Source organism: Delftia sp. WSY_16, assembly GCF_043104415.1.
GTDB classification, from domain to species: domain Bacteria; phylum Pseudomonadota; class Gammaproteobacteria; order Burkholderiales; family Burkholderiaceae_C; genus Comamonas; species Comamonas tsuruhatensis.
The window spans coordinates 468,740-495,545 of the sequence record NZ_JBICKS010000040.1 but is presented as its reverse complement, the minus strand read 5'-3'; the positions used below and the strand labels follow the sequence as shown (position 1 = coordinate 495,545).

General features: G+C 66.8%; 22 protein-coding genes. 5 read left to right on the top strand and 17 right to left on the bottom strand.

Features of this window, described 5'->3' with window-relative positions; all coding sequences use genetic code 11:
• Window positions 1-46: 46 nt before the first annotated feature.
• Both ACF8O7_RS21930 and ACF8O7_RS21925 read left to right on the top strand, forming a co-directional pair.
• Window positions 47-1,372, top strand: a complete 1,326-nt coding sequence (locus ACF8O7_RS21930; protein ID WP_392444284.1) for a serine hydrolase domain-containing protein — start codon at window positions 47-49, stop codon at window positions 1,370-1,372.
• Between the two features lie 118 nt (window positions 1,373-1,490).
• A complete protein-coding gene (locus tag ACF8O7_RS21925; RefSeq protein WP_392444282.1) occupies window positions 1,491-3,287 on the top strand; it encodes a methyl-accepting chemotaxis protein in 1,797 nt (598 codons plus the stop codon).
• Window positions 3,288-3,319: 32 nt separating this feature from the next.
• Here ACF8O7_RS21925 and ACF8O7_RS21920 read toward each other — a convergent pair whose 3' ends face one another.
• Window positions 3,320-4,300: a DNA-binding protein gene (locus tag ACF8O7_RS21920; RefSeq protein WP_374008294.1), complete on the bottom strand. Its 981-nt coding sequence runs from the start codon at window positions 4,298-4,300 to the stop codon at window positions 3,320-3,322.
• Between the two features lie 253 nt (window positions 4,301-4,553).
• On the opposite strand from ACF8O7_RS21920, the gene ACF8O7_RS21915 reads away from it, so the two are divergent.
• Window positions 4,554-5,705 (top strand): site-specific integrase, encoded by a 1,152-nt coding sequence (locus ACF8O7_RS21915; protein WP_392416724.1) that lies wholly within the window; start codon window positions 4,554-4,556, stop codon window positions 5,703-5,705.
• Window positions 5,706-5,741: 36 nt separating this feature from the next.
• On the opposite strand, the gene bioB is transcribed toward ACF8O7_RS21915, so the two are convergent.
• Window positions 5,742-6,803 (bottom strand): biotin synthase BioB, encoded by a 1,062-nt coding sequence (gene bioB, locus ACF8O7_RS21910; RefSeq protein WP_012205605.1) that lies wholly within the window; start codon window positions 6,801-6,803, stop codon window positions 5,742-5,744.
• Between the two features lie 414 nt (window positions 6,804-7,217).
• On the opposite strand from bioB, the gene ACF8O7_RS21905 reads away from it, so the two are divergent.
• On the top strand, window positions 7,218-9,197 hold the full coding sequence (locus ACF8O7_RS21905; protein WP_392444279.1) for a UvrD-helicase domain-containing protein: 1,980 nt from the start codon (window positions 7,218-7,220) through the stop codon (window positions 9,195-9,197).
• A gap of 6 nt (window positions 9,198-9,203) precedes the next feature.
• Here ACF8O7_RS21905 and ACF8O7_RS21900 read toward each other — a convergent pair whose 3' ends face one another.
• From ACF8O7_RS21900 to ACF8O7_RS21840, 13 genes are all read right to left on the bottom strand, one after another.
• On the bottom strand, window positions 9,204-9,674 hold the full coding sequence (locus ACF8O7_RS21900) for a VOC family protein (protein ID WP_026062485.1): 471 nt from the start codon (window positions 9,672-9,674) through the stop codon (window positions 9,204-9,206).
• A gap of 76 nt (window positions 9,675-9,750) precedes the next feature.
• A complete protein-coding gene (locus ACF8O7_RS21895) occupies window positions 9,751-10,593 on the bottom strand; it encodes a YdcF family protein (protein ID WP_392444278.1) in 843 nt (280 codons plus the stop codon).
• Window positions 10,594-10,602: 9 nt separating this feature from the next.
• On the bottom strand, window positions 10,603-11,439 hold the full coding sequence (locus ACF8O7_RS21890) for a lectin (RefSeq protein ID WP_034366965.1): 837 nt from the start codon (window positions 11,437-11,439) through the stop codon (window positions 10,603-10,605).
• A 156-nt stretch (window positions 11,440-11,595) separates the two neighbouring features.
• Complete coding sequence (locus ACF8O7_RS21885; protein WP_392444276.1) at window positions 11,596-12,360, bottom strand: enoyl-CoA hydratase; 765 nt, start codon at window positions 12,358-12,360, stop codon at window positions 11,596-11,598.
• The gene (locus ACF8O7_RS21880; RefSeq protein ID WP_392444274.1) at window positions 12,357-13,544 is read right to left on the bottom strand and encodes a CaiB/BaiF CoA transferase family protein; all 1,188 of its coding nucleotides are present in this window, start codon (window positions 13,542-13,544) and stop codon (window positions 12,357-12,359) included. Before ACF8O7_RS21880 ends, ACF8O7_RS21885 begins: the two co-directional genes overlap by 4 nt.
• Before the next feature lie 9 nt (window positions 13,545-13,553).
• A complete protein-coding gene (locus ACF8O7_RS21875; RefSeq protein ID WP_126312290.1) occupies window positions 13,554-14,537 on the bottom strand; it encodes a tripartite tricarboxylate transporter substrate binding protein in 984 nt (327 codons plus the stop codon).
• Window positions 14,538-14,647: 110 nt separating this feature from the next.
• Window positions 14,648-15,550: a LysR family transcriptional regulator gene (locus ACF8O7_RS21870; RefSeq protein ID WP_126312289.1), complete on the bottom strand. Its 903-nt coding sequence runs from the start codon at window positions 15,548-15,550 to the stop codon at window positions 14,648-14,650.
• An 87-nt stretch (window positions 15,551-15,637) separates the two neighbouring features.
• On the bottom strand, window positions 15,638-16,276 hold the full coding sequence (locus ACF8O7_RS21865; RefSeq protein WP_126312288.1) for a bifunctional 4-hydroxy-2-oxoglutarate aldolase/2-dehydro-3-deoxy-phosphogluconate aldolase: 639 nt from the start codon (window positions 16,274-16,276) through the stop codon (window positions 15,638-15,640).
• Window positions 16,261-18,087, bottom strand: a complete 1,827-nt coding sequence (gene edd / locus ACF8O7_RS21860; RefSeq protein WP_016453429.1) for a phosphogluconate dehydratase — start codon at window positions 18,085-18,087, stop codon at window positions 16,261-16,263. The genes ACF8O7_RS21865 and edd overlap by 16 nt, the downstream gene beginning before the upstream one ends.
• A gap of 109 nt (window positions 18,088-18,196) precedes the next feature.
• Window positions 18,197-19,216, bottom strand: coding sequence for a TRAP transporter substrate-binding protein (locus ACF8O7_RS21855; protein ID WP_016453430.1), 1,020 nt, complete (start codon window positions 19,214-19,216; stop codon window positions 18,197-18,199).
• A gap of 28 nt (window positions 19,217-19,244) precedes the next feature.
• A complete protein-coding gene (locus ACF8O7_RS21850) occupies window positions 19,245-20,525 on the bottom strand; it encodes a TRAP transporter large permease (RefSeq protein WP_016446058.1) in 1,281 nt (426 codons plus the stop codon).
• 12 nt (window positions 20,526-20,537) lie between these two features.
• A complete protein-coding gene (locus tag ACF8O7_RS21845; protein WP_392444271.1) occupies window positions 20,538-21,044 on the bottom strand; it encodes a TRAP transporter small permease in 507 nt (168 codons plus the stop codon).
• 18 nt (window positions 21,045-21,062) lie between these two features.
• Window positions 21,063-21,650, bottom strand: a complete 588-nt coding sequence (locus ACF8O7_RS21840) for a gluconokinase (protein WP_370690597.1) — start codon at window positions 21,648-21,650, stop codon at window positions 21,063-21,065.
• A gap of 156 nt (window positions 21,651-21,806) precedes the next feature.
• Between ACF8O7_RS21840 and ACF8O7_RS21835 the strand changes: the two genes are divergently transcribed.
• Window positions 21,807-22,901, top strand: coding sequence for a LacI family DNA-binding transcriptional regulator (locus ACF8O7_RS21835; RefSeq protein WP_046983925.1), 1,095 nt, complete (start codon window positions 21,807-21,809; stop codon window positions 22,899-22,901).
• 83 nt (window positions 22,902-22,984) lie between these two features.
• On the opposite strand, the gene ACF8O7_RS21830 is transcribed toward ACF8O7_RS21835, so the two are convergent.
• Both ACF8O7_RS21830 and ACF8O7_RS21825 read right to left on the bottom strand, forming a co-directional pair.
• The gene (locus tag ACF8O7_RS21830) at window positions 22,985-25,033 is read right to left on the bottom strand and encodes an acetyl/propionyl/methylcrotonyl-CoA carboxylase subunit alpha (protein WP_016446054.1); all 2,049 of its coding nucleotides are present in this window, start codon (window positions 25,031-25,033) and stop codon (window positions 22,985-22,987) included.
• A 211-nt stretch (window positions 25,034-25,244) separates the two neighbouring features.
• Window positions 25,245-26,777: an acyl-CoA carboxylase subunit beta gene (locus tag ACF8O7_RS21825; protein ID WP_016446053.1), complete on the bottom strand. Its 1,533-nt coding sequence runs from the start codon at window positions 26,775-26,777 to the stop codon at window positions 25,245-25,247.
• Between the last annotated feature and the right edge of the window lie 29 nt (window positions 26,778-26,806).

Genomic DNA, 26,806 nt, shown 5'->3' with positions numbered 1-26,806 from the left:
TGGCAGCGGATCTTGGCGCCGAGGCAACCGTAGTATGGTTGCCGCCATGCAGCTCAAATATTTCGCCGGTGCCCTGGCTGGCAGCCTTGTGTTCGCCACAGCCACGGCAGGGGTCACCGCAGCCAAGACCCCCTCCTATCCCGATGCCGATGCCAGCGACCCCGCAAAGCTGGGCTGGATGGTGGGCTCGCCGCCGCCGCCGGACCGCACGCTGCGCTTCGACGACGGTTCCTATTTCCAGTTTCCCGCCATGCGCTGGAGCGTCTCGCACTTTCGCCAGCTCATGCCCACGGTGAATGTGTCGCGCGGCCTGGCGCCTGCAGCGCCGCTGGCCCAGGCGTTGCGCGAAGACATCGACGATCTGCGCTTCACGCCATTGGGTGCCAGCCAGCCCATGACCTGGCGCGATTCGCTCAAGGCCAACTACACCGACGGCATCGTGGTGCTGCACAAGGGCCGCGTGATCTATGAGCGCTACTTCGGCGTGCTCAAGCCCGAAGGCCAGCACGGCGCCATGTCGGTGACCAAGTCCTTCGTCGGCACGCTGGCGGCCATGCTGGCTGCCGAGGGGCAGCTCGACCCCTCGCGCCGCGTGTCGGAATACGTGCCCGAGCTGGCGGCCTCGGCCTTCGGCAACGCCACGGTGCGCCAACTCATGGACATGACTACGGGCATACGCTTCAGCGAAGACTATGCGGACCCCCAGGCCGAGGTCTGGGCGCACGCGGCAGCGGGCAACCCGCTGCCCAAGGCCAAGGACTACACCGGGCCGCGCAGCTACTACGAATTCCTGCAGACCGTGAAGCCCGAAGGCGTGCACGGCAAGGCCTTCGGCTACCGCACGGCCAACACCGATGCGCTGGGCTGGGTGCTGGCGCGCGTGAGCGGCCAATCGGTGGCCGATCTGCTGTCCGAGCGCATCTGGAGCCGCCTGGGCGCCGAGCAGGATGCCTACATGTCGGTGGACTCCACGGGCACGCCCTTTGCAGGCGGCGGCCTGAACCTGGGCCTGCGGGACCTGGCGCGCTTTGGCGAGATGCTGCGCAACCGGGGCCAGTTCAACGGCCAGCAGATCGTTCCCGCAGCCGCCGTGGACGACATCCGCCGTGGCGGCGATGCGGCGGCCTTTGCCAAGGCCGGCTACAAGCTGCTGCCGGGCTGGACCTACCGCAACATGTGGTGGGTCACGCACAACGCCCATGGCGCCTTCGCAGCGCGCGGCGTGCATGGCCAGACCGTCTACATCGATCCCAAGGCACAGATGGTGATTGCGCGCTTTGCCTCCCATCCGGTGGCTGGCAATGCGGCCAATGACCCGACCTCGCTGCCGGCCTACGAGGCGCTGGGCAGGCTGCTGGCGGGGGAGCGCTGAAGGGGAGCGAATTTCCCGCATAGGCTTCGGCGGCCAGGGGGCACCGCCTGCAAGCATGCGTATTGTCAAGAAAATTTGCTAACGTATGTAGCATCTTCTTGCAATAAGTAATTCTTCTATGTTCCAGTCCCTGCGTGCGCGACTCATCGCGCTCAGCGTGGCCATCGTCACCGTGGCCATGCTGGCCCTGGCCATTGCCAACTTCCTCACGGTGCAGCGCCATGTGCTGTCCACCCTCGACGACCAGAGCCGCCAGCTCGTGAACGCCCAGGCCCAGGTGCTGGGCGAATGGGTGGCGACCAAGCGCCTGCTGACGCATACGCTGGCCCAGGCCGTCGATACGCCGGACCCGCGTGCCGTGGTCCAGGCGCTGCGCGACGGCGGCGGCTTCTCGGATGCCTACTTCGGCTACACCGACAAGCGCATGTTCTTCCTCAACGAGATGGCTGCCGACTACGACGTGACGGCCCGCCCCTGGTTCAGGCAGGCGCTGAAGGAAGGCCGGCCCATCGTGACGGCGCCCTATCTGTTTGCCTCTCCGCCCGAAGTGGGCGTGACCTTTGCCGAGCCCGTGGGACCGGCCGGCAATCCCGTCGCCGTGGTCGGCACCGACGTGCTGCTGACCACGGTGGTGCGCACCGTGGGCGCCATCCGGCCCACGCCGGGCAGCTTTGCCTTCTTGGTGGATGAGGCCGGTGCCATCGTCACCCATCCCGATCCGGCACTCACGCTCAAGCCCGTCTCCGCGCTCTCGCCCCAGTTGGGTGCCGACGCCATCCAGGCCCTGCCCAAGGAGGACACCGGCATGCGCACGGCCGTCGGTGGCCAGGACTTCCTGTTCTACGGCCAGGGCGTGCCCGGCACGAACTGGCAACTGGTGGTGGCCGTGCATCGCGACGAGGCGCTGTCCGCGCTGGGTTCGCTGCTCAAGGTGTCGGGCGCCATCGTTGCCATTTCGCTGATCCTGGCGATTGCGCTGCTGGGCGTCGTCATTGCCCGCGTCACGCGCCGGCTGGCCGTGGTGCGCGATGCGCTGGAAGACATCGCCTCGGGTGACGGCGATCTCACGCGCCGCCTGTCGGTGCAAGGCAATGACGAACTGACGCAGATCGCACGCGCGTTCAACCACTTCACCGACAAGATCGCCTCGGTGCTGGTGCGCATCCGGGAATCGTCCGAGACCGTGCGCCATGCCTCCACCGAAATCGCCAGCGGCAACCAGGACCTGTCGGCACGCACCGAGCAGCAGGCCAGCTCGCTGGAGGAAACGGCTGCCGCCATGGAGCAGCTCACGGCCACCGTGCAGCACAACGCCGAGAATGCGCGCCAGGCGCGGCAACTGGCCAGCAGCGCCTCGGACATCGCCACGCATGGCGGCACGGTCGTGGACGAGGTGGTGCGCACCATGGGCGGCATCGAACAATCCTCGCACCGCATTGCCGACATCATTGGCGTGATCGACTCCATCGCGTTCCAGACCAATATCCTCGCGCTCAACGCCGCTGTGGAAGCAGCCCGTGCCGGTGAGCAGGGCCGCGGCTTTGCCGTGGTGGCCTCTGAAGTGCGCACGCTGGCCCAGCGCAGCGCCACGGCCGCCAAGGAAATCAAGGCGCTGATCGATGACTCCGTGGGCCAGGTCGATGCCGGCAGCCGGCTGGTGCAGGACGCAGGCGCCACCATGGGCAAGGTGGTGGAAAGCGTGCAGCGCGTGACCGCCATCGTCACCGAGATCAGCAATGCCAGCCAGGAACAGAGCACGGGCATTGCCGAGATCGGCACGGCCGTCAGCCAGATGGACCAGTCCACCCAGCAGAACGCGGCCCTGGTCGAAGAGGCCACGGCCGCCGCCCAGTCGCTGCAGCAGCAGGCCGCGCAACTGGCGGATGTGGTGGCGGGGTTTCGGCTCCAGTCCTGACCGGGCCCAGCCAGGGGCGCAGGCCCTGACTGCTAGCCCCGCCTGTCCTTGAGGCGCGTCATGGAGCGGCGCGCCGCAGACAGGCTTGCGCGCCGGCCCATGGGCAGTCCAGCACCCGCCTCGGGCGCGGCCGCACCGGCCAATCGCTGCTGCGCCTGCAGCAGGCTGCGCAGGTCCGCTGCCCGCTCCTGCGCCAGGGCGGCCGCATTCTGGGCGGTCTGCAGCTGGGAATGCAGGCTCAGCTGCTCCTCCTCGCTCTTTTCATAGCGGCTTTGCAGCTCTGCAAGGCGGGTCGCTGCCTTGCGCTCCTGCTCGGTGGCGGCCTTGCGCGCGGCCGCCAGTTCCTGCCGCGCACGATCCACCTCATTGAGCATGTGGCGCTCATTGCCCGCGTACTGCTCGGCCATGCGCTGGCGCTCCAGCGCGGCGGACTGCATTTCCTCGCCATGCTTTTGCTGCAACGCCTCGCGCTGGCGGGCGGCTTCGGCCAGCGCATCGCGCATTTCTTCCAGGCGTTCGTCGCGGTCCTGCAGCTGCTGCTGCATTTCATCCAGCCGGCGCGACAAGTCCTGCGACTGGGCCTGGGCCACTTGCAGGGCCTGGTCCATGGCCTCTTTCTGCGCTTGCATGGACGCCTCGCGCCGCGCCATTTGCTCCTGCTGCTCCTGCAGCTCGGCCTGCGTGGCCTGTGCCGCTTCCTCCCGGGATTGCAGGGCGGCGCGGGCGGCCTCCATGGCCTCTTCCTGGGCGGCGTCCCACAGCTGCTGCGCCAGGCGCTGAACGGGATCGGGCACCGACGACGGCAGCAGCTCGCCCTGCCCTGCCGCCACGCCCAGGCGCTGGCCCAGCGTGGCAAACCAGGTCTCCAGCATGGGGCTGACGGTATTCGGCGAGCCCCGGCCAATGTGCTGGCGCACGCGCTCGATGGTCGGCCGCAGGCCCTGGGCGATCAAGGCGTCTGCCGCGGCCCAGACATCGGCTTCCTGCACGCCACGGGTGGATGTTTTCTGCATATCGTGAACTATTTCCAAGATTACCAACGATAAGAGTTTGTTATCGTGAGTTATTTTAACTTCATGTAATACATCATATGTTAGATGTATTAAATATTACGTATGAAATTTTCATACAGTATGGATGCGCACATTACACGGATTTGTGGCGCAAAAAGGCCGCTCCTGGTCGCTGGAAAGTGAACTTTGCGTCGTGCCGATCGCTGCAGGCCCGTAAGGGATTGCCCGGGCGGCGTCGGGCGACAATCCATGGATGCGCACCGGCCCTTTTTCGCTGACCTCCCGACCTCAGCCCCTGGACGACATCCAGGAAGGCAACGCCCTGCCGTCCGCCGGCCTGGAGCCTGCCGCCCGGCAGGCCGTGCGCGAGCTGATGCACGAGGGCGAATCCGCCAACACCAGAAACAGCTACCAAAGCGCCATGCGCTACTGGTCCGCCTGGCATGCGCTGCGGTTTGACCGGCAGATGCAGCTGCCGCTGGATGTGCCCTGCGTGCTGCAATTCATCATTGACCATGCCCAGCGGCAGACAGGCGCGGGCCTGGCCAGTGAAATGCCGATGCACATCGACCGCGCCCTGGTCGAGGCCGGATACAAGGCCAGGGAAGGCCCCCTGTCGCACAACACGCTGGTGCACCGCATGGCGGTGCTGTCCAAGGCGCATCAGGTGCATGGACTGGCCAACCCCTGCCAGGACGGTGCGGTGCGCGAGCTGATGTCGCGCACGCGCAAGGCCTACGCGCGGCGCGGTGAAGGTCCCGCCAAGAAGGATGCGCTGACGCGCGACTTGCTGGAGCAATTGCTGGACACCTGTGACGACAGCCTGCGCGGCCGCCGCGACCGCGCCCTGCTGCTGTTCGCCTGGTCCAGCGGCGGGCGCCGCCGCTCGGAGGTGGCCGGAGCCGACATGCGCCACCTGCGGTCCGTGGGGCCGCAGGAATTCATCTACACGCTGGCCCACTCCAAGACCAACCAGTCCGGACGGGACGCGCCCGAGAACCACAAGCCCGTCACCGGGCGCGCGGCCCAGGCGCTGGCCGATTGGCTGCGTGCCGCCGCCATACAGGAAGGGCCGATCTTCCGGCGCATCCGCAAGGGCGGCCATGTGGGCGAGCCCCTGTCGCCGGCGGCCGTGCGCGACATCGTGAAGCAGCGCTGTGCGCTGGCAGGCGTGGAGGGAGATTTCTCGGCGCATTCCCTGCGCTCGGGCTTTGTGACCGAGGCCGGGCGCCAGAACGTGCCCCTGCCCGACACCATGGCGCTGACGGGGCACAGCAGCGTCAATACGGTGCTGGGCTATTTCCGTGCGGATTCCGCGTTGAGCAACCGTGCGGCCCGGCTGCTCGATGCCGGCGACGACGATGCGGCCGCCGCCGCGCAAGGCAGCGGCCGGCCGCAATCCTGAGCCGCTGGCTCAAAAGAGCTCAAACTCTCAAAAAGCTCACTCCTGTACCGAGGTCCGCGTGCCGCTCAGGCCCAGCTTGCGCAGCAGCGTGGTGTCGGCCTCCACATCGGGGTTACCGGTGACCAGCAGCTTGTCCCCGTAGAAGATGGAATTGGCGCCGGCCATGAAGCACAGGGCCTGCACGGCGTCGCCCAGTTGCTGCCGGCCTGCCGACAGGCGTACGCGCGCCGTGGGCATGGTGATGCGCGCCACCGCGATCACGCGCACGAAGTCCAGCGGATCGACCGGCTCGCTGTCCGCCAGCGGCGTGCCGGGCACGCGCACCAGGCTGTTGATGGGCACGGATTCGGGATGGGGGTTGAGATTGGCCAGCTGGGCGATCAGGCCCGCGCGGTGCACAGGCGCCTCGCCCATACCGATGATGCCGCCGCAGCACACGCTGATGCCCGCGCCGCGCACGGCCTTGAGCGTGTCCAGGCGATCCTGGTACTGGCGCGTGCTGACCACGTCCTGGTAGTACTCGGGCGCGGTGTCCAGGTTGTGGTTGTAGTAGTCCAGGCCCGCTTCGCGCAGCGACTGCGCCTGGTGGGGCTGGAGCATGCCCAGCGTGGCGCAGGTCTGCATGCCCAGGCCCTTCACGGCGCCGATCAGCTCGTTCATCTTCTCGATGTCGCGGTCCTTGGGCGCGCGCCAGGCCGCGCCCATGCAAAAGCGCGTGGCGCCGGCATCCTTGGCGGCCTGGGCGGCGCGCGTGACTTCGTCCACGCTCATGAGCTTTTCTGCCTTGACGCCGGTGTCGAACTCGGCCGCCTGCGGGCAGTAGCCGCAGTTCTCGGGGCAGCCTCCGGTCTTGACCGACAGCAGCGTGGCCAGTTCGATATCGCCCGCAGGCCAGTGCTCGCGGTGCACGCTCTGGGCCTGGAACATCAGGTCCATGAAGGGCTTGTCCAGCAGTTCCTGGATGGCCTGCACGCTCCAGGCGCCTTCAAACGGCAGCGTGTCGCTTTTGGAGGGGCGTGCATGCCATTGCAGGGGGCTGCCGGCCGCAGGCTGTGCGGAGGTGGCGGAAGTCGTCGGGGTGGTGCTGCAGGCGGTCATCAATAACTCCTCTGTGGGTCTGCTCTTTTCATTCTGATGAGCAAAAAAAGCCTTGGGAATGAAAAAGCCGGCTCCTTGGCAAAAATAGTTGCCCCGTTTTCATGGCCTGCAAAAAAAGCGAACTTCGCTTATTTTTGAGCGATGTTGGGCATGTTTTGGCAGAAGTTCTTCTCGGTGACTTCTTCTTGCCGCAAGCACGCGGCCATTGGCGGTCAACATCGCTCAATTGTCCGATGAGCGCTTCAAAAGATGCGTGGACAGGCGCGGCAACGGATTCCCAATACCTGCCAGATGCCTCTCCAAAACGACCACAATGGGTGCCCGCCGTCGTCGCCACGGCGGCTTTCAGCCCTGCCGGACTGCGGCTGAACCGCTTCCCTCTGCTTTCGCCGCTTTTGCTCAGATTTCCCTCACATGTCCCTGCGCTCCCTGGAATTTCCTACCGATCACGGCAAGCCGCTGCTGCTCTCGCGCGAGCAGCAGGCCATCCTGGCGCATGAGGGGCGTTCGGCCATCGTGGCTGCGCTGGCGGGAGTGGGCAAGACCACGACGCTGGCCTGCAAGGTGGTCCAGGCCTGCCGCAGCGGCCAGGCGCAGCGCATTCTGGTGCTGGCGTATTCGCGCTCCGGCGTGGCGGCCTTTCACCACCGGCTCAAGCAACTGGTGCGCGAAGTGCCGCCCCAGGTACAGATCACCACGGTGGAGCGCTGGGCGGCCCAGCAGATCCGCCGCCGCGACCCTGCGGCCCGCTTTCTGGCCGACCGCGTGGCACTGCAGGCCCGTGTGCGCGAGGCACATGCCGCGCTGTGCGAGCGGCTGGCCTGGCAGCCCGACCCTTTGTTCGAGCAGCCCGGCGATCTGGATCTGGACGCCTTCTGGGGCTTCAACCTCGGCGCCAAGAAGTCGTTGCTGCCCCAGCGCCTGGCCGAGGAAGGCATGGGACTGGCGAGTTTCTGCGAGGAGTATTTGCTCGACTATCGCCTGGCCTGCCTGTTCTTCGAGTACGAGCGCCGCCGCATCGATCACTGCGGCGACCCGCTGTACTACGCCGAAGGCGACTGCAGCCATGCACTGGCCAGCGACGCCCTGCAGGGCCAGGCGCTGAACCTGCCGCGCTACGACCTGGTGGTGTTCGACGAGATGCATGACCTGGACCCTGCCTCGCTGCAGGTGCTGCGCGCCCTGGTCGGAACCAGCGGCTGCGCCTTTCTGGGTGCAGGCGACTTCAACCAGCACATCGAGGCACAGGCCTGGTCCGTGTTCCGCGACAAGCTCCACCAGCTCGATGATTTCCTGCCCCAGGCCACGGCCACGCTGGCGCTGACCCAGTCGCGCCGCTTCGGCCCCCAAGTGGCCAAGGCCGTCAATGCGCTGTTCAATGTGGGCCTGACAGCGGCGCCCACGCGCTTCAGCACCGTGCACCAGTTGCAGCACTCCGACGACAGCGAGTGCATTGACCAGCTGCTGCAGATCCAGGCCAGCCTGGCACGTGCCACCGAACCCGCTGTGCCGGGCGAGCCGCCTTCTGGCAGCGCGCGCAATCCCTCGCTGACCGTGATCCTGCGCCACGAGCAGGACGCCTGCGCGCTGGAATGGGCCATCCACCGCGCCGGCAAGTCCGCCAGCTTCTACGGCTTCAAGCGTTTTTACCTGCAGCGCGAGATTGCCCTGCTGCTGGGCCTTTGCTATGCACATGGCATGCAGGCGCTGTCCTGGAAGGCCGAGACCAGCGTTCTGGGCAGCGAGATCCTGGCCGCCTTCGTGGAAGGTGCGCTGTTCTACGGCAAGGGCAGCGTGGCAGGCGGTGACATGGCCGATCCATCCAGCCGCCACACACTGGCCCAGCGCATGGCGGGCGAGATGCTGCACAACCCGCAGATCATCTGGCGATTCCTGGGAAACCAATCCAGCCTGCAGGGCGGGCAACGCAACTTCCAGGCCTTTGGCAGCTTCTTGCAACTGCCTCTGGCGCTTCAGTCAGACGCACGCAGCCTGCTGGAGCAGGCCGATGTCTGGGGCCTTTTTGCTGGCGTGGCCCTGTCGCAGGCCCAGACGGCGGCATTGCGTCAGCGCGTGAAGGCTTTCATGGATTCGGTGGCGGGCATGGCCGTGCCCGACATGCTGGCCCAGGTGGCGGCCATGGCCACGCGCTTCGAGCGTGCCGTGCGGGCCGAGCGCGGATTCGACTTCCATCTCAGCACCATCGAGGAAGCCAAGGGCAAGGAGTACGACCACGTCGCCCTGCCCTTCATGGAGCCCGGCCGCTTTCCGGCGACGGCCCCGCACGCGCTGGCCTTTCTGGAGCGCAACCGCCTGTACGTGGCCATGACGCGCGCCAGAAAAAAGCTGTGGCTGCTGGAACATGTCCAGCGGCGCGTACAGCCTTTTGCCTGAGGCGCCTCAGCCCAGCGCGGCGATCACCTCGGCCGGCGCCTGCACCAGCTCGATCAGCACGCCCTCGCCGGCAATCGGGAACTCGTCATTGCTCTTGGGGTGCAGAAAACAGATGTCGTAGCCGGCCGCGCCCTTGCGAATGCCGCCGGGCGCAAAGCGCACGCCCTGCTCCGTCAGCCACTGCACGGCCAGCGGCAGGTCGTCGATCCACAGGCCGATATGGTTCAGCGGCGTGGTGTGGACGGCAGGCTTCCTGTCGATGTCCAGCGGCTGCATGATGTCCACCTCGACCTTGTGCGCGCCCTGGCCCATGGCCAGGATGTCTTCGTCCACGTTCTCGCGCTCGCTCTGGAAGGTGCCGGTCTGGGTCAGCCCCAGCATGTCCACCCACAGGCGCTTCATGCGCTGCTTGTCGGTGCCGCCGATGGCCACCTGCTGTATGCCCAGAACCCGGAAAGGACGCTGTTCGCTTGCCACTGTCTCGCTCCTGTTGATATATGAAGAATCACATTGTGGAGCCAATCCGCAAGGCCGCAGCCCATCGCACAGCGGCTCAGAACTCCCCCAGCACCCATCCGCTGATCACCGCAAAGTACTCGCGCAGCCAGGCGTTGGCGCGGATCGTCGCCGGCGTGGGCGCGCCCACGGTGAAGGCCTGGCCGTAGCCGCTGCGCTCGGCGATCCAGCCCGCGCGCAGCGTGTGGAAATCGCTGGTGACGATGGCAATCGACGCGTCCGGGGCCACGCCGCGCTCCTGCAGCAGGGGCAGGCTCCACGCCAGGTTCAGCGCCGTGCTGGTACTGCGCTGCTCCATCAGCAGGCGTTCTGGCGCAATGCCGTGGCGTTGCTGCAGATAGCGCGCCATGACGGCGCCCTCGCTCTCGCTTTCCCCAAAGTCCACGCCGCCGCTGGTGACCACCAGCGCCTTGGGCTGGCTTGCAGCCAGTTCGGCGGCGCGGTCCAGCCGCTGGGCCAGCGTCAGCGACGGTTGTCCCTCACGCGTGGCGCTGCCCAGCACCACGATGGCCTGCACCGGCTGGTCAGAGGCCAGCCGGGAAGAAGCAGACAGCAGATGCGCCCAGAACAGCAGCAGGCTGGCCAGCCACATCGCCAACGCCGCCCAGCCCAACCACCAGGCGCGCCGCAGCCAAGCATTGGCGCGCAGCCTGCGCGCAATGGCCGGGCGCCAGAAGCTGCAGGCCATGAACAGCAGGCCCAGCACCGCTGGCAGCGTCACGCCCAGATTGAACATGCCGCGCGCCATCAGCACCACGGCATCGCCCAGCAGTACGGCGCCAGTGATCAGGCCCAGCCACTGCAAGGGACCCAGCCGCCGAATGCCCGCGACGGCGTTGCGTCCGGGCACTGGCCCGGGCGCGGCAGAGAGCTTGTGCAACAAGCGTCCTCAGTTCCAGCGCTGGTTGGGGCCGCCGGCGCAGGACCACACGATGACGGGCTGGCCCGGCCGGGCATTGCCGCCTTCGATGTCCAGGCACTTGTTGGCAAAGCGGCTGCGGATCTGTCCACGGCTCCAGTCCCATTTCTGGTTGGGCTGGTTGCGGCATTGCCAGGCGATCACGCGCGCGCCATTGCGCGTGCTTCCGTCGGCGACGTCCAGGCACAGGTCGCCCACGCGCATCTCGCCATCACGCGTCAGCGTGAAGCGCTGGTTTTCACCGCCGCTGCAGTGGTACACGATAAGGCCGTTGCCCGGGCGCAGGCCGCCCGACACATCCAGGCACAGGCCGTTCTGGCCCCGCACCTCCCGTCCGCCCCACGACGGGTAGCCGGGCTGATGGCCCGGGTAGCCCGGATAGTGGTCATCGTTCCATTGCTCGTCGCGTTCACGTTCGCGGTCCTTGTCGCGCTTGTTCGCCAAAATGGCGGCGCCGGCAATGGCTGCCACGGCGGCACCGGCGATCCATGCGCCCGTGTTGTCGCTTCCGCCTTCCTGGCCCTGCGCGCCCTGGGGCAAGCCGGTCAGGATGCGGAAACGCCCGCCGCAGCCACCCTTGACCCACATCTCCCGGCGGCCCAGGTCATAGCCCCAGTTCTGGTTGTAGCTGCAGTTGCCCGCCAAGGTCTCGACCAGTTGGACCTGCTGCGCGTCGTCGGGCAGGCTGTAGGTCTGATAACGACCGTTGGACATGAGCTGCACCGTCTCTTCGCCTGCATGCGCAGGCAGAACCGGCAGGATGAAGCTGCTGGCCAGCAGGACGGAAATGCATTTATTGATTTGCATGGGATTTCTCGGGCTGCGTTGATCTGAGGGGCGGCTACGCGCAGCAACCGGCCTTTTCTTTCAGGCCAAGAATGCAGCCACCGCCTCCTTCCAGGCTGTGGAGTTTAGCCAAGCAATTTGTAGGATTGCGCCAGATTCTGGCAAGGCTGGCTCAAATCATTGCCTGTTGAATCCCGCCACCCCCGCCCGAAACTCCCCACTCCCATACACCGCAGACACCAGATCCTCATCATCCAGCCGCTGCTCCACGACGATGCGCCGCAGGCTTTCCTTGACTGCTGACTGGGTGGTTGCCGACAAGGCCATGAGCTGCTCGGCCAGCGCCTGTGCCTGGGCTTGCAATTGATCTGCCGGCACCACCGCATGCACGAACCCGCAGGCCTCGGCCTGCCCGGCTGACAGGTAGTCCGCCAGCAGCAGCATGCGCTTGACGCGTGGCACGCCCAGGCTGGCCACCAGGCGGGCAATGTTGCGTGACGACAGCGTGTTGGATAGCGTCTTGGCAATCGGCGCACCGAAGCGCGAGCCGGTGCTGCAGATGCGAAAGTCGCAGGCCGTGGCCAGGGCCAGGCCGCCGCCCACGGCCCAGCCGTCGATGACGGCAATTGTGGGCACGGCGATGCGCTCCAAGGCGTCGATCACGCGCTCCACGAAGGCTTCGTAGGCAACGCCCTGCTGGCCGTGGTGGAAGTCTTGGAAATGGCTGATGTCCGTGCCGGCGATGAAGGACTTGCCGCCCGCGCCGCGCAGCATCACGCAGCGGATGGCCGGGTCGGCCTGGCAGCGCTCCAGGGCCGTGAGCAAGGCCTCGTACATGGGCATGCTCATGGCGTTGCGGCGTTCGGGGCGGTCGATGAGGATCTCGGCCGCGCCCCCGGCGTGAACGGTCAGTGCCACGGCTTCATGCAGGGCGGTGCTCATACGGCGGCCTTCAGGGCACGGAGTTCGGCCATGATTTCCGCGTTGTGCTCGCCCAGCAGGGGCGGATGGCGGCGCACCTGCTGGGGGGTGCCGAGCATCTTGACGGGAAAGCCGATGTTCTTGACCTTGCCCTCGATGGGGTGGTCGATCTCCATGCACATGCCGCGGTGCCGGCCATGCTCGCCCTCGAAGGCTTGCGGATAGGTGAGCAGCGGGCCGGCGGGAATTCCGGCCTCCAGCATGCGGTCCACCCAGTCGGCGCTGTCGTGGTGGGCGAATTCCGCTTCCAGCTCGCCTATCAGTGCCTCGCGGTGCTTCAGGCGCAGCGCCACGGTGGCATAGTCGGGGTGCTCGAGCAGATCGGGGCGCTCGATCAGCGCGCACAGCCTGGACCAGAGTTTCTGGTTGGTGGCGCCCATGACGAAGTAGCCGTCGCGCGCCTTCACGGCCTGGTAGGGGGCGCTCATCTTGTTGCTGGTACCCAGTGGCGAGGGCGGCACGCCGGTGCCCCAGTATTCGGACATGTCCCAGATCGAGAAAGCCATGGCCGAGTCGAACAGCGAGGCGTCTATGTGCTGGCCCTGCCCAGTTTTCTGCGCGCCGATGTAGGCGGCCAGCAGTCCGTAGGTGGCGAACAGTGCGCAACCGATGTCGGCCACGGGCACGCCGGCCTTGACGGGTTTCTCTCCCTTGTAGCCGGTGACGCTCATCACGCCCGACATGGCCTGGGCCATGAGGTCGAACCCCGGCCGCTGGGCCCAGGGGCCGCTTTGGCCGAAGCCCGAGATGCTGACATAGACGATGCGCGGATTGATGCGGCGAATGCTTTCGTAGTCGATCTTCAGGCGCTGGACAACGCCGGGGCGGTAGTTCTCGACGATGACGTCGGCCGTCGCGGCCAGCTGGTAGAAGGCCTCGCGCCCCTCCTCGCTCTTGAGGTCCAGCGTCAGCGACCGCTTGTTGCGGTTCATGTTCAGAAAGCCCATGCTGTCCGGGCCCTTCATCTTGAAGCCCATGGCGCCGCGCGTCTGGTCGCCGGTGCCCGGAGGCTCGACCTTGATGACATCGGCGCCCAGGTCGGCCAGCAGCATGCAGGCAAAGGGCCCGGCCATGACCTGGCTGACGTCAAGCACGCGTATGCCTTGCAGGGGCAGTTGTTGCGGGTTGGATGGGGAATTGCTCATGCCGGGTCCTCAGCTTTCTTCGGTCACTTTTGCGGCGCGCACCACGTCGCCCCACTTCTTGTATTCGGCAGCCATGAAGGCCGCGAACTTGTCCACGGAGCCGCCGCCGTCCTCCACGCCGTATCCGTCGAAGCGGCTGACCACGTCGGGCATGGCCAGCACGCGGTTGATGTCGGCATTGATGCGCAGTGCCAGGTCGCGGGACATGTCGCGCGGACCCACCACGCCGTACCAGCTCGATGCATCGAAGCCCTTGAAGCCCTGCTCGTCCATGGTGGGCATGGCCGGGAATCCCTTGGCACGGTTCACGCGGGTCTGGGCGATGCCGTGCATTTTTCCGGCGCGCACCTGGGCGGTGGCGGCCGTCATGGTGTCGAAGCTGAAGTCGATCTGGCCGCCGATGAGGTCGGTCTGCATGGGGCCGGAGCCCTTGTAGGGCACGTGGATGCTCTTGACGCCGGCCGCCATGTTGAACATTTCGGCCGCCAGGTGCTGTACCGAGCCCGTGCCCGACGAGCCGAAGCTGATCTTGCCGGGGCTTTTGCGGCACAGCTCCACCACCTCCTGCACCGAGCCATGGCTGTTCCTGCTGCTGGTCACCAGGATGTGGGGCGTGGCGCCGATGAGGGCGATGGGCGCGTAGTCCTTGAGCGGGTCATAGGTGATGGACCTGAAGATCTGCGGCGAGATGGCATGGGTGTTCACATGGGCCATCAGCAGGTTGATGCCTTCGGTGAAGCGCGTCCTGGCGAAGTACTCGGCCGCCAGCGAGCCGGTGGCGCCGGGCTTGTTCTCCACGACCACGGGCCGGCCCCAGACCTCGGACAATTTCTGGCCCACGATGCGCGCGAACACATCGGTGCCGCCACCGGGCGCCCAGCCCACCAGGATCTTGACGGGGCCCTTGGGCAGGTCGGAGCCCGGGGGCGAGGCCCCTGCCCAGGGAGCGGCCAGCGCGGCGGCGCCGGCCGCGATGAAGTCGCGGCGTCTCATGTCTGTCTCCTGCACATCGTTGTTGTGCAGCCACTGTCGCCGCGCGCCGGATTCGCCGCAAGCCTGTGGAACGCATGCCTGGTTTCGCCATATGCGAAACCGTGACGCTCTCAGTTCGCCTCGGAGGCGGGATGCAGCAGCGCCGCCACCACGTTGTGCAATGCCTGTTGCTGGGCCTGCCCTTCGATGAAGGACAGCACATAGCTGCGCTCGTGCCAGTCGCCTTCCAGCGCGGCACAGCCCAGCTCCGGCCCGGGGTGGAAGCTGCGCAGCACGCCTGGCGGCATCAGGCCCACGCCCAGGCCTTCGCGCACCAGGGCCAGCATGGTGTCGAAGCCGCTGACCGTGAAATCATTGCGGAACACCCTGCCCCGGCTGTGATGGGCACGGCGCAGGGCATTCAGGATGGCCGAGCCCCGGCCCAGGCTGACGATGCGGCACTCCAGCAGCCGGTCCAGCTCCACGGGCTGGTCGCCGAAGCTGAAATGCCTGCGGCTGTAGACCAGCACCAGGCTGTCGCGCCGGTAGTCGGCGCGCGGCAGGTCCACGAATCCGCTGGTTTTCTCGAAGATGCCGATGTCGATGACCTTGTCGCGCAGCAGTTGCTGGACGATGCGGCTGTTTTCTTCCATCACCTGCAGCGTGATGTGGGGATAGCGGCGCTGGGTGGCCGCGATGTCGGCGGCCAGGAACTGCAGGATGGCCGACTTGGGCGCGCCGATGATGATGCGGCCGTCACGGCCGCGGCCCAGGGCCTGGGCATCGCCCTCCAGGCGATCGACCAGGTTGCCGATCTGGCGGATATGGGCCAGCAGCTTGAGGCCGGGCTCGGTGGCCTGCACGCCATGGGGCTGTCGCTTGAACAGGCGCGTGCCGAGCTGGGCCTCCAGATCACTGAGCCGCCGCGAGGCCGCCGCCACCGCCAGCTGCAGCCGGTCGGCAGCGCGCGAGATGCTGCCCTCCTCGGCAATAGCCAGCACGAGCTGCACGGTGGTGGAGTCGATCTTCATCATGGCGGCGGCCCTCTCGTCTGGCTTCTCGTCTGGCTGGAGGGCGACGATTGTGCCGCAGCGCCCCGCTGCGTCCCACCGGCCCTTTCGTCAGGCTTTGCGCAGAGCCTTGGCCTCGCGGGCCAGCGCCGTGATGCGGCTCCAGTCGCCCTGCTCCAGCGCATCCGTGGGCACCAGCCAGGAGCCGCCCACGCAGACCACATTCTTCAGGGCCAGGAACTCCTGGGCATTGGCCGGCGACACGCCGCCCGTGGGGCAAAAGCGCACATCGCCGAACGGACCCTGCCAGGCCTTGAGCATGGCCGTGCCGCCCGCCTGCACGGCGGGGAAGAATTTCAGCTCGTTGAAGCCGTCGTCCTGGGCCGCCATGATCTCGCCGCTGGTGGCCACGCCGGGCAGCAGCGACAGCTGCAGGTCCTGGCAGGCCTGGCCCAGTGCGCTGGTGTAGCCGGGACTCACGGCAAAGCGCGCGCCGGCATGGGCACAGGCGCGCGCATCGGCTGCGCTGCGCACGGTGCCGGCGCCGACGATGGCCTCGGGCACGGCGCGCGCAATGGCCTCGATGCTGGCCAGGCCCTGGGGCGTGCGCAGCGTGACTTCCAGCACGCGGATGCCGCCCGCGACCAGGGCCTGGGCCATGGGAACGGCATGCGCGAGGTCGTTGAGAACGATGACCGGGATGACCGGCGCGTCCTGCATGAGCTCCAAGGCCGTCAGTCGTTGATCCATGTGCAAGCTCCCTCTTCTGCGCTGAGCGCGTGGCGCCGGAATCCGGCAAACAGTTCGCGGCCGAAACCCCGGCCATTGGCTTGGCGCAGCGCCCGGGGCATGGTGGCCACCAGGCGTTGCTGCCATTCGGATTCATCGACCAGCACGGCCAGGGTGCCGGCCACGGCGTCCAGGCGCACCAGGTCGCCATCGCGCAGGCGCGCCAGCGGCCCGCCCACGCAGGCCTCGGGCGAGACGTGGATGGCGGCAGGCACCTTGCCCGAGGCGCCGCTCATGCGGCCGTCCGTGACCAGGGCCACCTTGTAGCCCTTGCCCTGCAGCACGGCCAGGGGCGGAGTGAGCTTGTGCAGCTCGGGCATGCCATTGGCGCGCGGCCCCTGCCAGCGCACTACGCAGATGACATCGCGGTCCAGTTCGCCGGCCTTGAAGGCCTGCTGCAGCGCTTCCTGAGAGTCGAAGACGCGTGCGGGCGCCTCGACCACATGGCGGTCCTCGGGCACGGCGCTGACCTTGATCACGCTGCGCCCCAGGTTGCCGGACAGCAGCTTGAGCCCGCCCGTGGCGCTGAAGGGCGCATCGGCCGGGCGCAGCACGGACAGGTCGCCGGAGACTTCGGCCGCATGCCAGGCCAACTGGCCGTTGTCCACGGCCGGAATGCGCGCGAACTCCTGCAGGCCATCGGGCCGCACGGTGAGCACATCGCCATGCATGAGGCCGGCCTTGAGCAACTGGCCGATCACATAGCCCGGACCGCCTGCGGCCTGGAACTGGTTCACGTCGGCGCTGCCATTGGGATAGACGCGGGCCAGCAGCGGCACCACGCCCGAGAGCTCGGAAAAATCGTTCCAGTCGATGGTGATGCCCGCAGCGCGCGCCACCGCCACCCAGTGGATCAGGTGGTTGGTGGAGCCGCCCGTGGCCAGCAGGGCCACCATGGCGTTGACGATGCAGCGCTCGTCCACCACGCGGCCGATGGGGGCGAAGCGCTTGTTCCTGGTGATAGCCAGCACGCTGCGCATGGCCTCGCGCGTGAGCAGTTCGCGCTCGCCGTCGGCCGGGTTGATGAAGGCCGTGCCCGGCACGTGCAGGCCCATGGCCTCCAGCAGCATCTGGTTGCTGTTGGCTGTGCCGTAGAAGGTGCATGTGCCTTCGCCATGGTAGGCAGCCGATTCGGCGGCCAGCAGCTCCTTGCGGCCGACCAAGCCCTGCGCGGCCTGTTCGCGCACCTTGGCCTTGTCGCCGTTGGACAGGCCCGAGGTCATGGGTCCGGCCGGCACGAAGACCGTGGGCAGGTGCCCGAAATGCAGGGCGCCGATCAAGAGGCCCGGCACGATCTTGTCGCAGATGCCCAGCATCAGCGCAGCGTCGAATACGTCGTGCGAGAGCGCGATGGCCGTGCCCATGGCAATGGCATCGCGGCTGAACAGGCTCAGCTCCATGCCGGGCGCGCCCTGGGTCACGCCGTCGCACATGGCGGGTACGCCGCCGGCGACCTGCGCCGTGGCGCCCAGCCTGCGTGCCTCGTCCTTGAGGATATCGGGATAGCGGGCCAGCGGTGCGTGGGCCGACAGCACGTCGTTGTATGCGGTGACGATGGCGACGTTGGGCGCCTTCTCCTCGACGATGCGTATCCTGTCGCCGCCTGGAATGCCCGCAAAGGCATGCGCCACGTTGGCACAGCCCATGGACTGCGCGCCGGGCGGGCGCGCGGCCATGGCGTCCACCTGTTCCAGGTAGGCGGCACGTGATTCGGCACTGCGCTCGCGGATGCGGCGCGTGACCTGGTCGACGATGGGGTGGATGGTGCTCATGGGGTGTCCTGCGGATGCGCTGATGCGCGTTTTCTCTGTGTCGCGTTGTCTTTTTGGTGGATGTCGGCCGGGGCATCCCTCCCAGGTGCGTCCGGCCCTGAATCGAAGCTTACTTCACTGCGCGCGCCTGCTTGACGGCGGCCTGTACCTCATCCCAGGTACCCTGGCCCACGGTCTTGGCAATGCCGGCATTGACCGTGGCGAGCTTGTCGCGCATGCGTCCCACCTCGGCGGCGGGCAGCTCGTTGACCTGCATGCCCTTGGTCTTGATATCGGCCAGGGCCTTGGCCGCTTCCTCGCGCGTGTCCTTGCGCTCGAACTCGCGGCTCTTGACGGCGGCGTCCTGCAGCACCTTCTTCTCGGCCGGTGTCAGCGTGTCCCACCACTTCTTGCTGACGGTGACGATCCAGGGGCTGTAGACGTGGTTGGAGATGGTCAGGTACTTCTGCACCTCGTAGAACTTGCTGGACAGCACGGTGTTGAACGGGTTTTCCTGGCCATCGACGGCGCGGGTTTCCAGCGCGGTGAACAGTTCGGAGAACGGCAGCGGCACGGCGTTGGCGCCCAGGGCCTTGAAGCTGTCGAGGAAGACGTTGTTCTGCATCACGCGCAGCTTCACGTCGGCCAGGTCTTCCAGCTTGGCGATGGGGCGCTTGTTGTTGGTGAGGTTGCGGAAACCGTTCTCCCAGTAGACCAGGCCCACCATGCCCTTGGGCTCCAGCGTGGCCTTGACCTTCTCGCCCACGGGGCCGTCGAGCACGGCGTCGGCCTCCTTGGTACTGCTGAACAGGAACGGCGTGTCCCAGACCGCCATCTCGGGCGACAGGCCGACCAGGGTGGCGGTGGAGCCGACCATCATCTCCTGGGCACCGCCGATCAGCGCCTGCTGCATCTGCGTGTCCGATCCCAGCGAGGCATTGCCGATGGCGCGCACCTTCATCTTGCCGCCCGTGGCCTTTTCGACCTCCTTGGCAAAGAAGCGCGCCGCGCGGCCTTGGTTGGAGTCATCGACCAGGCCGTAGCCGAAGCGCACGATGCGCGGCTTGAAGTCCTGGGCCATGGCCTGGCCCGTGGCGGCCAGCGTGGTGATGGCGGCCATCAGGCCGGCGAGTGCAAAGGGAATACGCATGTTCATCTCCTTGGGTTGTAGTGGGGGGTCAGTGCATCCAGCGCAGAGGGGCCAGGATGATTTGCGGAAAAATCACGAAAAGCACGGCAAGTAGCACATAGACCATCAGGAATGGGTTCGTGCCCTTGATCACGGTCTCCATGCGCAGCCGGCCCACGCCGGCAATCACGTTCTGCACCGTTCCCACGGGCGGCGTGATCAGGCCGATGCAGCCCACGTAGATGAACATGAAGCCGAAGTAGATGGGGTCGATGCCCGCCTTGACGGCCAGCGGCGCGCACACGGGGCCGAAGATCAGGATGGTCGGCGTCAGGTCCATGGCCGTGCCCACCACCAGCAGGAACAGCATCATCGTGGCCATGAACAGCATGGGGTTGCCCAGCAGGCCGGAGAAGCTGTCGGCCAGCATGTTGGGCAGGTCGGCCAGGGTGATCATGTAGGCCGTCACCGTGGCGGCGCCACACAGCAGCATGACCACGGCCGTGGTCTTGGCGGCGGCCAGGAACACGGCGTACAGACGGCTCCATGTCATCTCGCGGTAGATCACCATGGACACGAACAGCGCGTAGACGGCTGCGACCACGGCCGCCTCGGTGGGCGTGAACACGCCGCCCTTGAGGCCGCCCAGGATGATGACCGGCATCATCATGGCCCAGAAGCTCTTGGCCAGTGCCTTCAGACGCGGGCCCCAGGCCATGCGTTCGCCGCGCGACAGGTCGAACTTGCGGGCGATGGACCACCAGGCAAAGATCAGGAAGACGCCCATGATCAGGCCCGGCACCACGCCCGACAGGAACAGCTTGCTGATCGAGGTGTTGGTCGTCACGCCGTAGATCACGAAGGGCATGGACGGCGGAATGATGGGCGCAATGATGCCGCCCGAGGCCAGCAGGCCCGCGCTGTAGCTGTCGGGGTACTTTTGCTCGCGCATCATGGGCAGCAAGATGGTGGCCAGGGCGGCGGTGTCGGCAATGGCCGAGCCGCTCATCGAGGCCAGCAGCACGGCGGCGCCAATGGCCACGTAGCCCAGGCCGCCACGGATATGGCCCACATAGGCGCGCGCCAGGTCGATGATGCGGCGCGACAGGCCACCCGCGTTCATCAGCTCACCCGCCAGGATGAAGAAGGGCACGGCCAGCAGCGGGAAGTTGTCGAAGCCGGCCTGCAGGTTCTGCGCAAGCAGCTGCGAGTCGAAGAAGTCCAGATGCCACATCAGCGCCACGCCGGTCAACACCAGCGCCTGGGCAATGGGCATGCCGATCACCATGCCGCCGATCAGCACGGCCAGAAAGATCAGGGTCACAACCATGGTGCCTGCTCCTTACTCGACCGAAGTCTCGCCATGGTTTTCTGCCGGCGCGCCGCGGCGCAGGTCGCGCAGCGACACCATCAGCAGGCCCACGGCCAGCACCAGGGTGGCCGCAGCGCCCAGGGCCAGCGGGTAGCCCAGCACCGTGCTGTAGCTGTTCAGCCCGGCCTGCACCTGGGCCCATGAGCCCCACAGCAGCAGGCCCATGCAGACCAGGACCAGCGCCTGCGACACCCAGAACAACACCTTGCGCGCGCCAGGGCCCACGCGAGATGTCACAAGGTCGAAGCCCAGGTGGCTGCCCTCGAAAGCGGCCACGATGGCCCCAATGGCCACCAGCCAGACGAAGAGCAGGCGCGAGATTTCCTCATAGGAAACGATGCTGGTGTGAAACACATAGCGCAGCACCACGTTGACGAACACGGCAATGACCATGCCGGCCAGGGCCAGCACCATCAGCACCTCGGCAAAGTGCTGCAGGCGCGGCTTGGGCCGGACTGCGGGGGAATCGGATTGCATGGTTTTTGTCTCCTGGCGTTATGGGTTCTGGGAGAGAGGGGCGGCCTGCGGCGCCGGATGGACGAGCCAGTCCTGTGCGCGGTGCACGATGTCGGCCAGCGGCAGCGTGGCATCCACGGACAGCACGGCGCGCTCGCCTGCCGGGCTTTCCAGCGTGGCGAACTGGTTGGCCACCAGCTCGGGCGAGAAGAAGTGGCCGGCGCGCTCCTGCACGCGCTGCAGCGCCGTGCCGTAGTCCAGGTCCAGAAAAACGAAGCCCACGGCGCCGGCCGGGCCGGCGGCACGCAGGCGGTCGCGGTACTTGCGCTTGAGGGCCGAGCAGGTCAGCACCACGCCCTGCCCCGGCATGGCCTGGGCCAGCAGCCGTGCCAGCCGGTCCAGCCAGCCGCTGCGGTCGTCGTCGGTCAGGGGGATGCCAGCCTGCATCTTGCGGATGCTTTCCTCGGCATGGTGGGCATCGCCCTCGTGCAGGGTCCAGCCCAGGGCATCGGCCAGGGCCTGCCCCACGCTCGACTTGCCGCAGCCGGAAACGCCCATGACGACCAGCGCCCGTGGGCGGCTGCCTGCGGCGGTGGCGTCGGTTGTTGTTGGGATAGCGCTATCCATGTTCTTGCAAAAATTGGCAGACCAGGGTCTGCCTTGGATTTCGGTGTGCTTCAGAGGCTTTCGTCCGGGTTTACACGCAGGACTGCGGGCCTTCGAATGATTGGGATAGCGCTATCATAATCTCCAACCCTCTCGCCACCGACCTAGGACATTCCCTTGGCCCGCCAGATTCCGCCTGCATCTCCAGAATCGTCCTGCGCCGATCCTTGCGACCCGGCCCTGCCCGCCACGGGCCGCGCCCGCTCCTCGCGGGCCAGCGGACGCATCACGCTCAGCGATGTGGCACAGGCGGCCGGCGTCAGCCCCATGACGGTCTCACGCGCCCTGCGCGGCGAGCGGCGCGTGGACCCGGCCCTGGTCGAGAAAATCCGCGCCGCCGCCGCGCGCATGGGCTACGTGCCCGACCCTGCCGCGCGCGCTTTGGCCTCCCAGAAAAGTGCCCAGGTGCTGGTGCTGGTGCCCATGCTGTCCAACACCTTGTTCGTGGACCTGATCGAGTCTGTGCACAAGGTGCTGTTCGCCGCCGGCTACCACGCGCTGATCGGCGTGACCCACTATGACCGGGCCGAAGAGGAGCAACTGCTGCGCACTTACCTGCCCATGCGCCCTGCCGGCCTGCTGCTCACCGGCTTTGACCGCAGTCCCGCTGCGCGCGAACTCGTGCAGGCCAGCAAGGTGCCCTGCGTGCACCTGATGGAGCTGGGCGGCGAGCCGGGCACGCCCAGCGTGGGGTTTTCGCAGGCCGAAGCCGGAGCCGCCATCACGCGGCATCTGATGGAGCGCGGGCACAAGCGCATTGCCTTTTGCGCAGGCCAGCTCGATGCCCGCGTGATGCAGCGCGCCTCTGGCTACCGCCAGGCCCTGCAGGACGCGGGCCTGCACGACCCGGCCCTGGAACTGCTGTGGCCCCGCCCCACTTCGATGGCGCTGGGCGCCGAGCTGCTGGACGCCGCCCTGCGGCTGGATCCATCCGTCGATGCCCTCTTCTTCTGCAACGATGACATTGCCCAGGGCGCCCTGCTCGAAGCCCTGCGCCGCGGCATCCGCGTGCCGCAGCAGATCGCCATCGCCGGCTTCAACGACCTGCCCGGCAGCGACCAGATGGTGCCGCCACTGACCACCATCCGCACGCCGCGCGGCCATATCGGAACCGAAGGCGCGCGCATGCTGCTGCAATTGATGCGCGGCGAGGCCTTGCCATTGCACAGCCTGGATCTGGGATATGAGCTGGTGGTGCGGCAAAGCAGTTGAAGCGACAGTGGAAATGAAAAGGCCGGGTCTGCTGCCCGGCCTTTTCTCTGGTCGACGCCTGCGGCGCAGGAATCACGCGGACATCACTCGAATTCCAGGATCACATCATCCACGGCCAGCGAGTCGCCCTTGCCGGCGCTGATCTTGCTGACCACACCGTCCTGCGACGCGAACAGGATGTTTTCCATCTTCATGGCCTCGATCACGGCCAGCTTTTCGCCGGCCTGCACCTTCTGGCCCGGCTGCACGGCCACGTCCACCAGCAGGCCCGGCATGGGCGACAGCAGGAACCTGGACAGGTCCGGCGGTGCCTTGTAGGGCATGAGCCGGTGCAGTTCGCCGCCGCGCGGCGACAGCACCAGGGCGTCGATCTGCGTGCCGTTGTGGATGACGCGCAGGGCCAGCGGGTTCCTGGCCGTGCCGCGCTCGACCTGCGCCGTGAAGGGCTTGCCGTTGCAGCTGCCCTGCACGCACATGGCGCGCATCGGCGTCTCGCTGCGGAAGGTGTAGGGCTTGCCGTCCACGGTGACGGTGCTGGCGCGGCTTTCCGCGTCGAAGTCGGAAACCTGCACCTCGCGGTACTGGTGCTTGCCATCGGCCCCCAGCACGACCACGCAGTAGTCGGCCGAGACCTTGAGCTCATGACCGCGCATCTGGCCGCTGATGGTGGCGGCGCGCGCGCGGTAGCGGCGGTTCATGTGGCCTGCCAGGGCGACCAGGAAGTCGGGGTCGCCGTGCGGCACATCCTCGGCGTGGAAGCCGTGGGCGTAATGCTCGGCAATGAATCCGGTGTTGAACTCGCCGCTCTTGAACTTGGGATGGGCCAGCAGCGCGGCCTGGAACGGGATGTTGGAGCTGATGCCCCGGATCACGAAGGCGTTGAGCGCCTCGCGCATCTTGGCGATGGCGTCGTTGCGGTCGCTGCCGTGCACGATGAGCTTGGCGATCATCGAGTCGTAGAACATCGGGATTTCGCCGCCTTCATACACGCCCGTATCCACGCGCACGCCGTGCAGGTGGCCGGTGTCGGCCTGCCACATGGTCTGCTCGGGCGGCGAAAAGCGCACCAGGCGGCCGGTGGACGGCAGGAAGTTGCGGAACGGGTCCTCGGCGTTGATGCGGCACTCGATGGCCCAGCCATCGCGCTTGACGTCTTCCTGAGCGATGGCCAGCTTCTCGCCAGCGGCCACGCGGATCATCTGCTCGACCAGATCCAGGCCGGTGATGCACTCGGTCACCGGATGCTCCACCTGCAGGCGGGTGTTCATTTCCAGGAAGTAGAAATCCTGGTCCTTGCCCACCACGAACTCCACCGTGCCCGCGCTCTGGTAGCCCACGGCCTTGGCCAGGGCCACGGCCTGCTCTCCCATGGCGCGGCGCGTGGCGTCGCTGATGAAGGGGGACGGCGCCTCTTCGATCACCTTCTGGTGCCGGCGCTGGATGGAGCATTCGCGCTCGTTCAGGTAGATCACGTTGCCGTGGCCGTCGCCCAGCACCTGGATCTCGATGTGGCGCGGCTCCTGCACGAACTTCTCGATGAAGATGCGGTCGTCGCCAAAGCTGTTGCGTGCCTCGTTCTGGCAGCTGGCAAAGCCCTCGAAGGCTTCCTTGTCGTTGTAGGCCACGCGCAGGCCCTTGCCGCCGCCGCCGGCGCTGGCCTTGATCATCACGGGGTAGCCGATGCCCTTGGCGATTTCCACGGCGGCCTCGGGGCCGGCGATGGGATCGTTGTAGCCGGGGATGGTGCTCACGCCCGCCTTGTCGGCCAGCTTCTTGGAGGCGATCTTGTCGCCCATGGCCGCGATGGCCGCGTGCTTGGGGCCGATGAAGGCGATGCCCTCTTCCTCCACGCGCCGGGCGAAGGCCTCGTTCTCGGACAGGAAGCCATAGCCCGGGTGCACGGCCTGCGCGCCGGTCTGCTTGCAGGCGGCAATGATGCGGTCGGCCTGCAGGTAGGACTCGCGGCTGGGAGCGGCCCCGATGTGCACGGCCTCGTCGGCCAGCTTGACGTGGCGTGCCTCGCGGTCCGCATCGGAGTACACCGCCACGGTCTGTATGCCCATCTTGCGGGCGGTGGCGATGACGCGGCAGGCAATCTCGCCGCGGTTGGCAATCAGGATCTTCTTGAACATCTTCTTAGCCCATTCTTGGAACTAAATCATGGGAACCGGAGCTGTCGTCAGCTTCGCTGTCCCTGTTTTGCGCTTCGCCAGCACTGTCAGTAACCGGCGCGACCAACGCGAGGGACACCGAGGAAGGGCCGCCCCGCACCGAGGGTGTCGTCCCCCTCCCTCGCGAAGCAAGTTAGAGAGGGGGAAGCGGCGGAGCCGCTCAGGGGGTGCTTCACAAGGGGATGTTTCCATGCTTGCGCCACGGATTTTCCAGCTGCTTGTTCTTGAGCATCTGCAGCGAGCGGCAGATGCGCTTGCGCGTCTCATGCGGCTGGATCACATCGTCGATGAAGCCGCGCGCGCCCGCCACGAAGGGGTTGGCGAAGCGGGCCTTGTACTCGGCCTCGCGCGCTGCCAGCTTGGCGGGGTCGTTCTTGTCCTCGCGGAAGATGATCTCCACGGCGCCCTTGGCACCCATCACGGCGATCTCGGCATGGGGCCAGGCCAGGTTGACGTCGCCGCGCAGGTGCTTGGAGGCCATCACGTCATAGGCGCCGCCGTAGGCCTTGCGCGTGATGACGGTGATTTTCGGCACCGTGGCCTCGGCATAGGCGTACAGCAGCTTGGCGCCGTGCTTGATGATGCCGCCGTACTCCTGGCTGGTGCCGGGCATGAAGCCGGGCACGTCCACGAAGGTGACCACGGGGATGTTGAAGGCATCGCAGAAACGCACGAAGCGCGCGGCCTTGATGGAGCTCTTGATGTCCAGGCAGCCGGCCAGCACCAGGGGCTGGTTGGCGACGATGCCCACGGTCTGCCCGTCCATGCGCGCAAAGCCCGTGAGGATGTTCTTGGCGTAGTCGGGCTGCAACTCGAAGAAGTCGCCGTCGTCCACGGTCTTGAGGATCAGCTCCTTCATGTCGTAGGGCTTGTTGGCGTTGTCGGGCACCAGGGTATCCAGCGACTTGTCGGCGCGGTCCACGGGGTCCGAGGTGTAGCGCACGGGCGCCTTCTCGCGGTTGTTCAGCGGCAGGTAGTTGTAGAGGCGGCGCAGCATCATCAGCGCCTCCACGTCGTTGTCGAAGGCCATGTCGGCCACGCCGCTGCGCGTGGTGTGGGTGATGGCGCCGCCCAGTTCCTCGGCCGTGACCTCCTCGTGCGTCACGGTCTTCACCACTTCGGGGCCGGTGACGAACATGTAGCTGCTGTCCTTGACCATGAAGATGAAGTCGGTCATGGCCGGCGAGTACACGGCGCCGCCCGCGCAGGGGCCCATGATCATGGAGATCTGCGGCACCACGCCGCTGGCCAGCACGTTCTTCTGGAACACGTCGGCATAGCCGCCCAGCGAGGCCACGCCTTCCTGGATGCGGGCGCCGCCCGAGTCGTTGAGGCCGATCACGGGGGCGCCGACCTTCATGGCCTGGTCCATGACCTTGCAGATCTTCTCGGCATGGGTCTCGGACAGCGCACCGCCGAAGACGGTGAAGTCCTGGCTGAAGACGAAGACCAGGCGGCCGTTGATCATCCCGTAGCCGGTGACCACGCCGTCGCCGGGGATCTTGCTGTCTTCCATGCCGAAGTCGGTGCAGCGGTGCTCGACGAACATGTCCCATTCCTCGAAGGTGCCGTCGTCCAGCAGCAGCTCGATGCGCTCGCGCGCCGTGAGCTTGCCCTTCTTGTGCTGTGCATCTATGCGCTTTTGGCCGCCACCCAGGCGGGCCTGTTCGCGCTTTGTCTCCAGTTGATCCAGGATGTCTTGCATGCTGCGATTCCTCTAACGTCTAACGGTAA

Excerpts from the sequence above, each read along its gene's own strand:
- ACF8O7_RS21930 (WP_392444284.1), top strand. The coding sequence starts at position 47 with ATGCAGCTCAAATATTTCGCCGGTGCCCTGGCTGGCAGCCTTGTGTTC.
- ACF8O7_RS21925 (WP_392444282.1), top strand. The coding sequence starts at position 1,491 with ATGTTCCAGTCCCTGCGTGCGCGACTCATCGCGCTCAGCGTGGCCATC.
- ACF8O7_RS21920 (WP_374008294.1), bottom strand. The coding sequence starts at position 4,300 with ATGCAGAAAACATCCACCCGTGGCGTGCAGGAAGCCGATGTCTGGGCC.
- ACF8O7_RS21915 (WP_392416724.1), top strand. The coding sequence starts at position 4,554 with ATGCGCACCGGCCCTTTTTCGCTGACCTCCCGACCTCAGCCCCTGGAC.
- bioB (WP_012205605.1), bottom strand. The coding sequence starts at position 6,803 with ATGACCGCCTGCAGCACCACCCCGACGACTTCCGCCACCTCCGCACAG.
- ACF8O7_RS21905 (WP_392444279.1), top strand. The coding sequence starts at position 7,218 with ATGTCCCTGCGCTCCCTGGAATTTCCTACCGATCACGGCAAGCCGCTG.
- ACF8O7_RS21890 (WP_034366965.1), bottom strand. The coding sequence starts at position 11,439 with ATGCAAATCAATAAATGCATTTCCGTCCTGCTGGCCAGCAGCTTCATC.
- ACF8O7_RS21885 (WP_392444276.1), bottom strand. The coding sequence starts at position 12,360 with ATGAGCACCGCCCTGCATGAAGCCGTGGCACTGACCGTTCACGCCGGG.
- ACF8O7_RS21880 (WP_392444274.1), bottom strand. The coding sequence starts at position 13,544 with ATGAGCAATTCCCCATCCAACCCGCAACAACTGCCCCTGCAAGGCATA.
- ACF8O7_RS21875 (WP_126312290.1), bottom strand. The coding sequence starts at position 14,537 with ATGAGACGCCGCGACTTCATCGCGGCCGGCGCCGCCGCGCTGGCCGCT.
- ACF8O7_RS21870 (WP_126312289.1), bottom strand. The coding sequence starts at position 15,550 with ATGATGAAGATCGACTCCACCACCGTGCAGCTCGTGCTGGCTATTGCC.
- ACF8O7_RS21865 (WP_126312288.1), bottom strand. The coding sequence starts at position 16,276 with ATGGATCAACGACTGACGGCCTTGGAGCTCATGCAGGACGCGCCGGTC.
- edd (WP_016453429.1), bottom strand. The coding sequence starts at position 18,087 with ATGAGCACCATCCACCCCATCGTCGACCAGGTCACGCGCCGCATCCGC.
- ACF8O7_RS21855 (WP_016453430.1), bottom strand. The coding sequence starts at position 19,216 with ATGCGTATTCCCTTTGCACTCGCCGGCCTGATGGCCGCCATCACCACG.
- ACF8O7_RS21850 (WP_016446058.1), bottom strand. The coding sequence starts at position 20,525 with ATGGTTGTGACCCTGATCTTTCTGGCCGTGCTGATCGGCGGCATGGTG.
- ACF8O7_RS21845 (WP_392444271.1), bottom strand. The coding sequence starts at position 21,044 with ATGCAATCCGATTCCCCCGCAGTCCGGCCCAAGCCGCGCCTGCAGCAC.
- ACF8O7_RS21840 (WP_370690597.1), bottom strand. The coding sequence starts at position 21,650 with ATGGATAGCGCTATCCCAACAACAACCGACGCCACCGCCGCAGGCAGC.
- ACF8O7_RS21830 (WP_016446054.1), bottom strand. The coding sequence starts at position 25,033 with ATGTTCAAGAAGATCCTGATTGCCAACCGCGGCGAGATTGCCTGCCGC.
- ACF8O7_RS21825 (WP_016446053.1), bottom strand. The coding sequence starts at position 26,777 with ATGCAAGACATCCTGGATCAACTGGAGACAAAGCGCGAACAGGCCCGC.